Origin of the sequence: Thermomonas alba (genome assembly GCF_022419205.1) — a bacterium.
Taxonomy (GTDB): domain Bacteria; phylum Pseudomonadota; class Gammaproteobacteria; order Xanthomonadales; family Xanthomonadaceae; genus Thermomonas; species Thermomonas alba.
On the sequence record NZ_JAJOZU010000001.1, the window covers coordinates 353,253 to 365,486 of the forward strand.

Below are 12,234 nucleotides of genomic sequence, written 5' to 3' on the forward strand. Positions count from 1 at the left end.
TGGCGCCATCGCCGGGCGCTGGCTCCCATGCGGACGCGCGGCGTCAAGAGGCGAGGGTGCCGAAGCGGCCGCTGTTGAAATCCGCGATGGCCTGCAGGATTTCCTGCTGGCTGTTCATCACGAACGGGCCGTAGCCGACCACCGGCTCGTCGATCGGCTCGCCGGCGAGCAGCAGCAGCTTGGCATCGCCGCTGGTCTCGATCGTGATGCCAGTGCCCGCGGTGGACAGCGTGGCCATCTGCGCCGGGCGCAGCACTTGCGTGCCGTTCAGCTGGATGGTGCCGTCCAGCACCACCAGCAGCGTGGTCCAGCCCTCCGGCTGCGGCAGCTCCAGCGTCTTGCCGGCGGCCAGGCGCAGGTCCCACACGTTCATCGGGGTGAAGGTGCGCGCGGGGCCGCGCTGGCCCGCGTATTCGCCGGCGATGATGCGCGCGGTGCCGGCGCGCTCGGGCAGGGCGATCGCAGGAATCTGCGCATCCCGAAGGCTTTGATAGCCCGGCGGGCCGAGTTTGTGCCTGGCGGGCAGGTTGACCCACAGCTGCACCATCTCGAACGGCCCGCCCTGCGCGGCGTACGCGCTGGAGTGGAACTCCTCGTGCAGGATACCGCCGGCGGCGGTCATCCACTGCACGTCGCCCGGCCCGATCACGCCGCCGTTGCCGGCGGAGTCGCGGTGCTCCACTTCGCCCGCGTACACGATGGTCACGGTCTCGAACCCGCGGTGCGGGTGCTGGCCGACCCCGCGGCGCTCGCGGGTGGGCGAAAAATGGGTGGGGGCCGCGTAGTCCAGCAGCAGGAACGGGCTGCGTGCTGCCACGCCGGGGCCGCTGTAGCCGAACATCCCATGCACGGGGAAGCCGTTGCCGACCCAGTGGCGGCCGGGGGCGCTGGTGATTTCGAGGATCTGCTTGTGCATGGACAGGCTCCGATGGCGGCACGCAGCTGCCGCAAGGCCTATGCAGCATGGAGGCCACGGCGGAGGCGTTCAACGAGGCCGACGGGCGACGGATCGTTGCATCCGTGACGCCATGCCCGCGCGGGGGCGGCGCTATTTGGTGAAACTGATGTCCAGCGCGGTGTAGAACGGCGCTTTCGGCGGCGCGAACACGGTCTTCTCGCGCACGTAGCGCTGCAGGCAGATCGCCAGCGGCGAACTGCCCTGGCGCCAGGTCTGCTGCACCCGGCCCTCGGCATCCAGGCGCATGACGATGGTGAACGGGCTGAAGTCGGTCTGCGGCCGGCCCAGCGCGCACTCCGCCACCCCGGCATTCAGCAGGGACTGCTGCGCGGCCAGCATCGCCGCGTGTGCCGGCCCGGTCACGCCGGCCTCGTCGGCATCGGCGAGGCGTTTGGCGTCGATGTATTCCAGGTCGGCCGGGGCCGCCGCTTGCGCGGCGGCCAGCCACAGCCCGAGCAGCACCGCAGGCATGGCCTCAGCGGTTCCCGCCGCGCGGGCCGCGGTTCCCGGCGCGGGGCTTGCCGCCGCGGGGCTGTTTCGGCGGTGCGCCGTAGGGGTTGAAGCCGCTGCCATGGGCGTGATCCGACGGCAGGTGCAGGGCCTGGCCGGAACGGCCTCCAGGCTTGGGCGCGCGCTGCGAGCCAGATTTCCTGGGGCCGCGCTGACCGGGGTTGCGATGGCCGGACGGACCGGTGTCCACGCCGTCCGGCACGTACCAGGTGCGCAGCGCCGCCGGATTTTCACCGCGCTGCTCGCCCGGCTTCATGCGCTGCCCCGGCTGCCGCGGGCCTTTCACCTTGAGCCGCTTGTCGCGTTGCTTTGCGGCCATTTCGCCGGTCACGGTCAGGCCACCGCCCGGCTTCTTGCCGCCGCGCCGGCCGCGCTCCTCGCGCAGCTGGTCGAAGCGGCGCAGTTCGCGGCTTTCATCGACGGTGGTATGGCCGCCCACATAGCCCTGCCCGCGTGCGTTGCCGGCAATCACGGTCTTGCTGGCCTTGCGTTGGCCCAGCACCGGCATCAGCGTCAATGCAGAGGGCGGGCCATCCTCCAGCCCGACTGCCTTGCGCAGCGCATCGACTTCGGCCTGCGGTAGTTCCTGCGACTGCCCGCGCAGCAGCGGCTGCGGCAGCCGCACCTGTCCGTAGCGAATGCGCTTCAAGCGCGAGACCTGGCAGCCCTGCGATTCCCACAGGCGGCGCACTTCGCGGTTGCGGCCTTCCTTGACCACGACCCGGAACCAGTCGTGCGAATCGCTGGCGCCGATCCGTTCGATTTCGTCGAACTTGGCCGGGCCATCCTCCAGCGCGACGCCGCGCGCCAGGCGATCCACGATCTTGTCGGAGACATGCGCTTCACCTTCCGGAGGACGCACCCGGCAGACGTATTCGCGCTCGACTTCGTGGCTGGGATGCATCATCGCATTGGCCAGCTCGCCATCGGTGGTGAGCAGCAGCAGTCCGCTGGTGTTGATGTCGAGGCGGCCGATCGCGATCCAGCGCGCGCCCTTCAGCGCCGGCAGGGAATCGAACACGGTCGGCCGCCCTTCGGGATCTTCGCGGGTGGTGACCTCGCCTTCCGGCTTGTTGTACATCAGTACCCGCGGCGGGTCGCTCAGGGCGGTGGCGACGAAGGTCTTGCCGTCGATTTCGATCTTGTCGCCGCCGGTGATGCTCATGCCGGTCTGCGCGATCTCGCCGTTGACCTTGACCAGCCCGGCGGCGATGCGCTGTTCCAGCGCGCGGCGCGAGCCGAGGCCGGCCTGTGCCAGGACCTTGTGCAGACGCTCGCTGATGCGCGGAGTGTTGGCATCGGCGGCGACGGCACGCTTGAGGCTGAGCGGGCGGCGGGTCTGTTCGGTAGTGCTCATGGGGTTTGCTCCGACGATGCGGCGTCCGCGTCGTCTCTGTGGGGGGGTACGTTGGATGGGAGTTCTTCAGGGATGTCTGCGGTCGCGGTCGCTTCGGCCATTTCCGGGCCGTGTTGCCGGATATCGGCATCGCTGGACGCCGACGGCTGCACGCCGTCGTCTGCGTCGGCCTGTGCCGCGGTATCCGGCGCGCTGGCCGGAATCGCTGGTTCCAGCGACAGTTGTGGCTCCAGCTCACCGAGGTCTTTCAGTTCCGACAGCGGCGGAAGCTCGTCGAGCCGCTTGAGGCCGAAATAGTCGAGGAACGCCTTGGTGGTGGCCAGCAACTCGGGTTTGCCCGGCACGTCGCGGTGGCCGACCACGCGAATCCAGCCGCGTTCCTCCAGCGTCTTGATGATGCTGCTGTTGACCGCCACGCCGCGGATTTGCTCGATCTCGCCGCGGGTGATCGGCTGGCGGTAGGCAATCAGCGCCAGGGTCTCCAAAGTGGCGCGGGTGTATTTGGTCTGGCGTTCGGTCCATAGCCGCGCCACCCAAGGGTGGACGTCGGGCTTGACCTGGAAACGCCAGCCGGACGCCACTTCCACCAGCTCCACGCCGCGCGTCTCGCAGGCCGCTTGGAGTTCCAGCAGCGCGTTTTCCACGGCATTGTCCGGAATCGGCTCGTCCAGGGTGAACAGGCCCTTGAGCTGGACCAGGCTGAGCGGCTGCTGCGACGCCAGCAGCGCCGCTTCGACGATGCGGGTGACGAGAGTTTGGTCGAGCTCGGTCATGTGCGATTGCCTTGGTGCTTGGGTGCCGCGCATGGAAGGCCGTCAGCCTGACTGCCAACATGGGCGGCCGGTCTGCGCGGCGCTGGGGCCCTGCCTGCGCGGGGGCGACGGTCGCGGCGATTCATGCCTGCGCACCGTCGTCATCATCGAATTCCGAGGACAGCGCATCCACCGCGGTAGGGGTGGCGGCGCTCGCCAGCGATTTCACGTAAATCGGGGCCAGCGGTGCCTCCTGCACGATGTCGATCAGTTGCTCCTTGGCCAGGGTCAGCAGGCCGAGGAAGGTGACGACCACGCCGAGTTTGCCTTCCTCGGGGGCGAACAGCGATTCGAATCGGTGGAACGCGCCGCCGGCCAGGCGCTGCAGCAGTTCGCCCATGCGCTGGCGCACGCTGAGCGCATCACGCTTGATCGCATGCTGGGTGAACAGCTCGGCGCGCTTGAGCACCTCGTGCAGGGCCAGCAGCATCTCGCGCAGCTCCACCGGCGGCGGCAGGCGCACCGCCGCACGGTCGGGCACGTGGGCGCAGGCCACGCTGGTGTCGCGCTCCAGGCGTGGTAGCGCGTCCAGGTCCTCGGCGGCTTTCTTGTAGCGCTCGTATTCCTGCAGCCGGCGCACCAGTTCTGCGCGCGGGTCTTCCTCTTCGCCGTCCTCGCTGGGAGGGCGCGGCAGCAGCATGCGCGATTTGATCTCGGCCAGGATCGCCGCCATCACCAGATACTCGGCGGCCAGCTCGAAGCGCATTTCGTGCATGGCCTGGATGTAGTCCACGTACTGCCGGGTGATCTCCGCGACCGGGATGTCCAGGATGTCCAGGTTCTGCCGGCGGATCAGGTACAGCAGCAGGTCCAGCGGGCCTTCGAAGGCGTCGAGAATCACCTCCAGCGCGTCCGGCGGAATGTAGAGATCCTTGGGGATTTCCACCACCGGCTGCCCGAGCACGATCGCCAGCGGCATTTCCTGCTGCTGTGGGATGGCCTGCGGATCGTGGCGCATGCTCGGATTCTGGGCGCGGGCATCGGCCACCGGGCCGCTGCTGGATTCGGATGTCATCTGGTTTGCGGCCCCCTCCGGGCCACAGCATGGATCTGGCGAAGGCCGTCGAGGGCCGGATCATGTCGCGCTTGCCGCGATCCGCCCTGCCTGCGCGCTTGCGGTCCTTGATTTAAGGCGCAGCGAAGCAGGTGGCGGGCGGCCGGATCGGCGGGCGCGCAGCGGCGTGGGGAGCCGGTTGGCCGCGCGGACCGCATGGACCGGCCTGACACGAGGAATGAAGGGTACGGGTTGCCGCGGCGGCTGTCCACTGGCGGGCCGTACAATGGCGGCATTGGTTCATGGAGCAGGCACGCCATGTGGTATGCGATCGAAGGCTTTGACGGGCAAGACGTGTTGCCCCAGCGGCAGCAGGCACGGCCTGCGCATCTGGCGCGGCTGCACGCACTGCGCGATGCCGGCCGCCTGTTGCTGGCGGGGCCGTGTCCCGCGATCGATGCGGAGGATCCAGGTCCAGCCGGCTTTTCGGGAAGCATCGTGATCGCCGAGTTCGACTCCTTGGAGGAGGCGCGCGCCTGGGCCGAGGCCGATCCGTACGTCGCGGCGGGCGTGTACGCGCGGGTCGAGGTGCGGCCGTTCCGCAAGGTGCTGCCATGAGCCCGGGCTGGACCGAGGCTGACATCCCGCGGCTCAATCCGGCGCGGGTGGAGCGCATTCGCGCGTTGCTCACGGAGGCGCTGGCGCCGCTGGCGCTCAAGGTGCATGACGACAGCCACCGTCACGCCGGGCATGCCGGCGCGCGCGGCGGGTTGGGGCATTTCCGGGTCGAGATCGTCAGCGCCGCATTTGTCGGCAAGCCGCTGCTGGCCCGACACCGGATGGTTCATGCCGCGCTCGGCGAGATGCTGCGCACTGACATCCACGCCCTGGCGATCACTGCCAGGGCGCCAGGCGAGGGCGATTGACCCCGGCTATACTCGCTCGACGGCACCTGCGTGCCAGTCCACTTCCTCTGGGTGGATCCGACATTCAGGGACCTCTGATCAACGCAGAGGTTTCCGCCGGCCATGGAGGGCCGGCCACGCATCCGTCATGTAAGTGATCGATGCGTGTGAGCCGAGTCCGGGCTCGTGCCGGACTCGGCGGCGGCTGACAACGCTCGGATGGCGTTGTTCAGACCTTCCTGGAGGAGTATTCGTTCCATCTTCGTAACGGGCGGCGCGGCGGCGCCGCCAGGGCTAACCGACGCGCATGCGCCTTTCCACCATCAAGCTGTCCGGCTTCAAATCGTTCGTCGATCCGACCACCTTGCATCTGCCGACCAACATGACCGGCATCGTCGGTCCGAACGGCTGCGGCAAGTCGAACATCATCGACGCCATCCGCTGGGTGATGGGCGAGAGCGCGGCCAGCCGCCTGCGCGGCGATTCGCTGACCGACGTGATCTTCTCCGGCAGCTCGGCGCGCAAGCCGGTGTCGCAGGCCAGCGTCGAGCTGATCTTCGATAACTCCGATCACACCATCACCGGCGAGTACGCCGCGTTCAACGAGATTTCGGTCAAGCGCACGGTCAGCCGTGACGGCCAGAGCGCGTATTACCTCAATGGCAGCAAATGCCGCCGGCGCGATATCACCGACCTGTTCCTGGGTACCGGCCTGGGGCCGCGCAGCTATTCGATCATCGAGCAGGGCATGATCTCGCAGGTCATCGAGGCGCGGCCCGAGGAACTGCGAATCTATCTGGAGGAAGCCGCAGGCATCTCCAAGTACAAGGAGCGTCGAAAAGAGACCGAGGCCCGCATCCGCCATACCCGCGAGAATCTGGATCGTCTGAACGATCTGCGCGAGGAGGTGGACAAGCAACTCCAGCATCTCGCCCGGCAGGCGCGCCAGGCCGAGCAGTACAACGCGATCCAGGCCGAACGCAGAATCAAGGAAGCCGAGTGGAAGGCGCTCGAGTTCCGCGCGCTGGACGGCCAGTTGCGCGCGCTACGCGAGCAGCTCGCGCAGGAGGAAACCCGGCTGGAACAGCTGGTCGCCGAGCAGCGGCATGCCGAGAGCGTGCTGGAAGCCGGGCGCGTACGCCGCGAGGCGGCGAGCGAGGCGTTGAATGCGGCGCAGGCGGCGGTCTATCAGGTGGGCAGCACCCTGGCCCGAGTGGAGCAGCAGATCGCCCATCAACGCGAACTGTCGATCCGCTTGCAGCGGGCGCGTGATGAGGCGCAGGCGGCATTGATCGAGCTTGGTCATCACATCAGCGGTGACCAGCAGAAGCTCGACGCACTGAAAGCCGCGCTGGCCGAAGCGGAGCCGCGGCTGGAACTGCTGCAGGAAGAAGACCTGCAGCGTCAGGAGGCGCTGCGCGAGGCCGAGGCGCGGCTGGCGGACTGGCAGCAGCGCTGGGACGCGCATAGTCGCGAGCAGGCCGACGCCGCCCGGGCGTGCGACGTCGAGCGCACCCGGATCGAACACCTGGATCGCCAGATCCTGGAGGCCGATCGCCGCCGTCAGCAGCTGCGCGAGGAGCGCGCCAGCCTCGATCTGGACGTCCTCACCGACGGATTCGATCAGCTGCAGCAGCAGCATGACGAGCAGCGCGAGCGGCTGGAGATGCTCAGTGCCGAGGTCGAGGCCCGCCGTCAGGCGACCGCCGACGTGCAGGAACGCCAGCGCGCCGTGCAGGCAGAGCTAGCGGAACTGCGCAAGCAGGCGCAGACTGCGCGCGGTCGGCTGGCCTCGCTGGAGACCTTGCAGGCCGCCGCGCTCGGGCAAGAACAAGGGGCCGCAAGGCAATGGCTGCAGGCGCACGGGCTGCTGGACGCCGCGCGCGTCGGCGAGCGTCTGCAGGTGGAGCCCGGCTGGGAGAACGCGGTCGAGACCGCCCTGGGCCAGCTGATCGAAGCCGTGATCGTGGATGCGCCCGAGCAGTTGATCGACGCCCTCGGCGAACTCGGTGAAGGCCGTCTCGCGTTGGTGGCAGGCGCGGAGGGGGATGACGCCGTCTATCCTCCGACTTCGCTGGCGGCCAAGGTCCGTGGTCCGCGTGCGATTCGGTCGCTGCTGGCGCGCCTGCATGCCGCCGAGACCTTGCCCGAGGCGCGGGCGCTGCAATCGACGCTGGGCGAGGGCGAGTCGGTCATCACCCGCAATGGCGAGCGCCTGGGTGACGGCTGGGTGCGCATCGCTCGGTCCGGCGCGGCCCAGCAGGGGGCGCTGCTGCGTGAGAAAGAAATCCAGGCGCTGCGCGCGGAAATCGAGCAGCACGTCCAGCGCGAGCGCGCGCTGGAGGCCAATCTGGCGCAGCTGCGCGACGCCCATCTGGCCGCGGAGCAGCAGCGCGAGGACGTCCAGCGCCAGCTGTACATGGCGCACCGCAGCGTCTCGGAACTGGCGGGCCGGCTGCAGAGCCAGCAGGGCCGGCTGGAGACGGCGCGCAACCGCATCGCGCGCATCGACGCGGAGCTGGCGCAGTTGGAGGAGGCGCTGCACAGCCACAAGGAGCAGGCAGCCGAAGCCCGTGTGCGGATCGAGGAAGCGCTCGCGCGCATGGGCAACCTGGAGTCGGCCCGGCAGACGCTGGAAAACGAGCGCCGCTATCTCTCCGACCGGCGCGAAGCCGCGCGTATCGCTGCGCGTGAGGCGCGCGACGCGGCACACGCGCTGGCCTTGACCCTGGAGTCGCAGCGCGTGCAGGCGGTGGCGCTGGCGCAGGCGCTGGAACGCATGGGCGGTCAGCGCGGCCAGCTGGATGCGCGCCTGGAGGAGCTCGCTGCGCAGTTGGCCGAGGGCGACGCGCCGGTCCAGGCGCTGGAGGCGGAACGGCAGGTGGCGCTGGAAGAGCGGGTGCGCGTCGAGCGCGAGCTGGCGCAGGCGCGGTCTTTGCTCGATGGCATCGATGCCGAGCTGCGCCAGTACGAACAGGTGCGCCAGCAGCGCGATGCGCAGGCGCTCGCGCAGCGCGAGGCGATCGCCCAGCGCAGGCTGGCGCAGCAGGCGCTCGCGCTCAAGGCCGAACAGTTTTCCGCCGCAGTCGCCGAGGCCGGTTTCGTGCTGCAGGACTTGCTCGACGCACTGCCCGCGGATGCTGACCCCGCCGTCTGGGAGCGCGCGGTGGCGGATCTGGACGCGCGCCTGCGGCGGCTGGAGCCGGTCAATCTGGCCGCCATTGCCGAGCACGCCGAAGCGGCCCAGCGCAAGGAATATCTGGATGCCCAGGATGCCGATTTGCGGGTTGCGCTGGAGACGCTGGAGGAGGCCATCCGCAAGATCGACCGCGAAACCCGCGGCCGTTTCAAGGACACCTTCGATCGTGTCAATGCGGGGATGCAGGAGCTGTATCCGCGCCTGTTCGGCGGCGGCCATGCCTATCTCGAGCTCACCGGCGAGGATCTGCTGGATACCGGTGTGGCGATCATGGCGCGCCCGCCAGGCAAGCGCGTGTCGAACATTTCGCTGCTGTCCGGCGGTGAAAAGGCGATGACCGCGGTGGCGCTGGTGTTCTCGATCTTCCGTCTGAACCCGGCGCCGTTCTGCCTGCTCGACGAGGTGGACGCGCCGCTGGACGAGGCCAATGTCGGTCGCTTCACCGCGATGGTCAGTGAGATGAGCGAGCAGGTACAGTTCCTGTTCGTGACCCACAACAAGGCGACCATGGAAGCGGCGCACCAGCTGTTGGGCGTGACCATGCGCGAGCCGGGCGTTTCGCGCCTGGTGTCGGTGGATCTGGCCGAAGCCGCGCGCCTGGCCGGCGCGGCATGACCTGCTTCAGGAGGGCATTCGGATGTCGGACATGACCCTGCTTCGAATCGGCATCGCAGTGGCGATGTCGCTGCTGCTGGGCGCGATCATTTACTTCGGCCGCAACCGTCACGATGGTCAGGGCCGTCGCGTGCCGCGGGCTGCGGCAGACCGGCGCGCGGCCCCCGAGTCAGTGGCGTCTGCGGAGCAGGAGGCGGGGGAGCGGGAAGCGGCGGCGGTGGCACAGGACGAGTTGCCGCTGCCGGCGCCAGCGCCGGAGCGCGAGCCGCCCGGCCGCCGCCCCCATGATCAGTTCGATCGCATCCTGACTCTGTATGTGGCTGCCAAGGCCGGCTGCACCCTGCGCGGCACGGACATCGTGGTCGCGGCCGAGAAGGCGGGGCTCACCTTTGGCTACATGGACGTGTTCCACCGCCTGGTGGACGGCCGCCCGGAGCTGGGGCCGATCTTCAGCGTGGCCAATATCCTCAAGCCCGGCAGCTTCGATATGGCGCGTATCGCCGAGCTGGAGACACCGGCGATCGCGTTTTTCCTGACCCTGCCAGCGCCGGTGCCAGCACTGGATGCGTGGGAGGCCATGGAGCCGGCAGCGCAGCGCATGGCGGCTCTGCTCGATGGCGTGGTGCTGGACGAGGAGCGCAATGCGCTCGGGCGCCAGCGCATCCAGCATATCCGCGAGGAGCTGCGTGCCTACGACCGTCAGCATGCCGCGCCGCCGCTGGGCAAGTCCACGCGCTGGTGAAGCGCAGGCCATGCGCGCTCCAGTCTCGCCCAGTCCAGGGCTTGGGGAGCGGCGGCAGGGCAGGCGACAATCTGGGCCATGACTGACATCGCTGCCCGCATCATCGCGCTTCGCCAGCGCATCGAGGACGCCAACCGGCGCTATCACGAGCTGGACGATCCCGACATCCCGGATGCCGAATACGACGCGCTGGTGCGCGAGCTGGAAGCGCTGGAGCGCGCGCATCCCGAGCTGGCCAGCCCGGACTCACCGACCCGCAAGGTCGGCGCGACCCCTTCCGGGCGCTTTGCCCAGGTCGTGCACGCAGTGCCGATGCTGTCGCTGAACAATGCCTTCAGCGACGCCGAAGTGGCAGATTTCGTGCGGCGCATCCAGGAGCGGCTCGGGCGCGACGACCTGGTGTTCTCGGCCGAGCCCAAGCTCGACGGACTGGCGGTCAGCCTGCGCTACGAAGACGGCCTGTTCGTGCAGGGCGCGACCCGCGGCGACGGTGCCACCGGCGAAGACGTCACCGCCAATCTGCGCACGATTTCCGTCATCCCGCGGCGGCTGCAGGGCGCGGGCTGGCCGCAGGTGCTGGAGGTGCGCGGCGAGGTGTACATGGCGCGCGCCGACTTCGAGCGTTGGAACGAACATGCCCGCCTGCATGGCGGCAAGGTGCTGGCCAACCCGCGCAACGGCGCGGCCGGCTCGCTGCGCCAGCAGGACCCGGCGGTGACCGCGCAGCGCCCGCTGAGTTTTTATGCCTATGGCATCGGCCAGGTCGAGGGTGGGGCGTTGCCGGATACCCATTCGGCCACTCTGGCGCGGCTGCGCGACTGGGGCTTTCCGGTCAGCGATCTGGTGGAGGTGGTGCGCGGCCTGGACGGTCTGCTCGACTACTACCGCCGCATCGGCGCGGCCCGCGACGGCCTGGCGTTCGACATCGATGGCGTGGTGTACAAGCTGGATGACTACGCAGGCCAGCGCGAGATGGGCTTCGTCGCGCGTGCGCCGCGCTGGGCGATCGCGCACAAGTTTCCGGCGCAGGAGCAGGTCACCGTGGTGGAGTCGATCGAGGTCAGCGTCGGCCGCACTGGCGCGGTGACCCCGTGGGCGCTGATGCGCCCGGTGCAGGTGGGCGGCGTCACCGTCACCCGCGCCACGTTGCACAATGCCGATCACGTCGCGCGGCTGGACGTGCGCGTGGGCGATGCCGTGATCGTGCGCCGCGCCGGGGATGTGATCCCGGAGGTGGTGCAGGTGGTGCGTTCGCGGCGGCCGGCGGGAACCGTGCCCTGGCAGATGCCGACCCACTGCCCGGTGTGCGGCGCGGAACTGGTGCGCGAAGAGGGAGCGGCGGTGTGGCGCTGCTCCGGCGAGCTCAGCTGTCCGGCGCAGCGGGTGCAGGCGGTGTTCCACTTCGCCTCGCGGCGCGCGATGGACATCGACGGGCTGGGCGAGCGCCATATCGAATCGCTGGTGGAGTTCGGCTACCTGCGCGACGTCTCCGATCTGTATCGGCTGACGCTGCACGACCTGCTGGACATGAAGCGACGCGCGGACGAACGCGACGGCAGCGTGCCGGAGGTGGTCAAGGCCGGGCGCGTGGCCACCAAGTGGGCGGAGAATCTGATCGAAGCGATCGACCGCAGCCGTGAGACCACTCTGGCGCGGTTCCTGTACGCGCTCGGGATCCCGCACGTCGGCGAGAGCACGGCCAAGGCGCTGGCGCAGTGGTTCGGCGACCTTGCGCTGATCCGCCACCTGCCGTGGCCGCTGCTCAAGCGCGTGCCCGACGTGGGTGGCGAGGTGGCGCGTTCGATCGGGCATTTCTTCGACCAGCCCGGCAACCAGCAGGTGATCGACCGCCTGCTCGCGCGCGGCGTGCGCATTCGCGACCAACACATGCCCGATCCGCGCCTGCGCGACGGGCTGGATTTGGCGACGTTGCTGGCGGATCTGGAGATTCCCAAAGTCACCGCCCTGCGCGCTGCGCAGCTAGGGGCGGCGTTTGGCACTGCGCAGGCGCTGCTGGACGCGCCGCTGCCTGCGCTCGTCCGCGCCGGCTTGCCGGAGGAGGCTGCCGAGGCGTTGGCCGCGTGGCTGGAGGTGGAGGCCAATGCCGCCCTGCTGCTGCGCAGCGCCGAGGCGCAGGCATCG

7 protein-coding genes and 3 pseudogenes are annotated in these 12,234 nt (G+C 69.2%); 5 read left to right on the forward strand and 5 right to left on the reverse strand.

Annotated elements, in window-relative coordinates; translation table 11 throughout:
* Positions 1 to 43: 43 nt before the first annotated feature.
* The 5 genes and pseudogenes from ML342_RS01720 to ML342_RS01740 form a co-directional block, all read right to left on the reverse strand.
* On the reverse strand, positions 44 to 916 hold the full coding sequence (locus ML342_RS01720; protein ID WP_240125176.1) for a pirin family protein: 873 nt from the start codon (positions 914 to 916) through the stop codon (positions 44 to 46).
* Between the two features lie 132 nt (positions 917 to 1,048).
* Entirely contained in the window at positions 1,049 to 1,429 is a 381-nt protein-coding gene (locus ML342_RS01725) for a hypothetical protein (RefSeq protein ID WP_240125177.1), read from the reverse strand.
* Positions 1,341 to 2,825: pseudogene (gene rluB, locus ML342_RS01730) on the reverse strand (23S rRNA pseudouridine(2605) synthase RluB); the annotation flags it as partial. The pseudogene rluB and the gene ML342_RS01725, both read right to left, overlap by 89 nt.
* A pseudogene (gene scpB, locus ML342_RS01735) lies at positions 2,825 to 3,598 on the reverse strand (SMC-Scp complex subunit ScpB); the annotation flags it as partial. The pseudogenes scpB and rluB, both read right to left, overlap by 1 nt.
* Positions 3,599 to 3,719: 121 nt before the next feature.
* Entirely contained in the window at positions 3,720 to 4,595 is an 876-nt protein-coding gene (locus tag ML342_RS01740) for a segregation and condensation protein A (protein WP_240125179.1), read from the reverse strand.
* Positions 4,596 to 4,949: 354 nt separating this feature from the next.
* Between ML342_RS01740 and ML342_RS01745 the strand changes: the two genes are divergently transcribed.
* The 5 genes and pseudogenes from ML342_RS01745 to ligA all read left to right on the forward strand — a co-directional run.
* Positions 4,950 to 5,249 carry a YciI family protein gene (locus tag ML342_RS01745; protein WP_240125180.1) on the forward strand — a complete coding sequence of 100 codons (300 nt, stop codon included), beginning with the start codon at positions 4,950 to 4,952 and terminating at the stop codon, positions 5,247 to 5,249.
* Positions 5,246 to 5,557, forward strand: a complete 312-nt coding sequence (locus tag ML342_RS01750) for a BolA family protein (RefSeq protein ID WP_240125181.1) — start codon at positions 5,246 to 5,248, stop codon at positions 5,555 to 5,557. The genes ML342_RS01745 and ML342_RS01750 overlap by 4 nt, the downstream gene beginning before the upstream one ends.
* A 286-nt stretch (positions 5,558 to 5,843) precedes the next feature.
* Complete coding sequence (gene smc, locus ML342_RS01755) at positions 5,844 to 9,350, forward strand: chromosome segregation protein SMC (protein WP_240125182.1); 3,507 nt, start codon at positions 5,844 to 5,846, stop codon at positions 9,348 to 9,350.
* A gap of 22 nt (positions 9,351 to 9,372) precedes the next feature.
* Positions 9,373 to 10,092, forward strand: coding sequence for a cell division protein ZipA (zipA, locus tag ML342_RS01760; protein WP_240125183.1), 720 nt, complete (start codon positions 9,373 to 9,375; stop codon positions 10,090 to 10,092).
* A gap of 78 nt (positions 10,093 to 10,170) precedes the next feature.
* A pseudogene (gene ligA, locus ML342_RS01765) lies at positions 10,171 to 12,085 on the forward strand (NAD-dependent DNA ligase LigA); the annotation flags it as partial.
* Between the last annotated feature and the right edge of the window lie 149 nt (positions 12,086 to 12,234).

Coding starts and splice junctions, on each gene's coding strand:
- smc (WP_240125182.1), top strand. CDS start 5,844: ATGCGCCTTTCCACCATCAAGCTGTCCGGCTTCAAATCGTTCGTCGAT.
- ML342_RS01740 (WP_240125179.1), bottom strand. CDS start 4,595: ATGCGCCACGATCCGCAGGCCATCCCACAGCAGCAGGAAATGCCGCTG.
- ML342_RS01725 (WP_240125177.1), bottom strand. CDS start 1,429: ATGCCTGCGGTGCTGCTCGGGCTGTGGCTGGCCGCCGCGCAAGCGGCG.
- ML342_RS01750 (WP_240125181.1), top strand. CDS start 5,246: ATGAGCCCGGGCTGGACCGAGGCTGACATCCCGCGGCTCAATCCGGCG.
- ML342_RS01745 (WP_240125180.1), top strand. CDS start 4,950: ATGTGGTATGCGATCGAAGGCTTTGACGGGCAAGACGTGTTGCCCCAG.
- ML342_RS01720 (WP_240125176.1), bottom strand. CDS start 916: ATGCACAAGCAGATCCTCGAAATCACCAGCGCCCCCGGCCGCCACTGG.
- zipA (WP_240125183.1), top strand. CDS start 9,373: ATGTCGGACATGACCCTGCTTCGAATCGGCATCGCAGTGGCGATGTCG.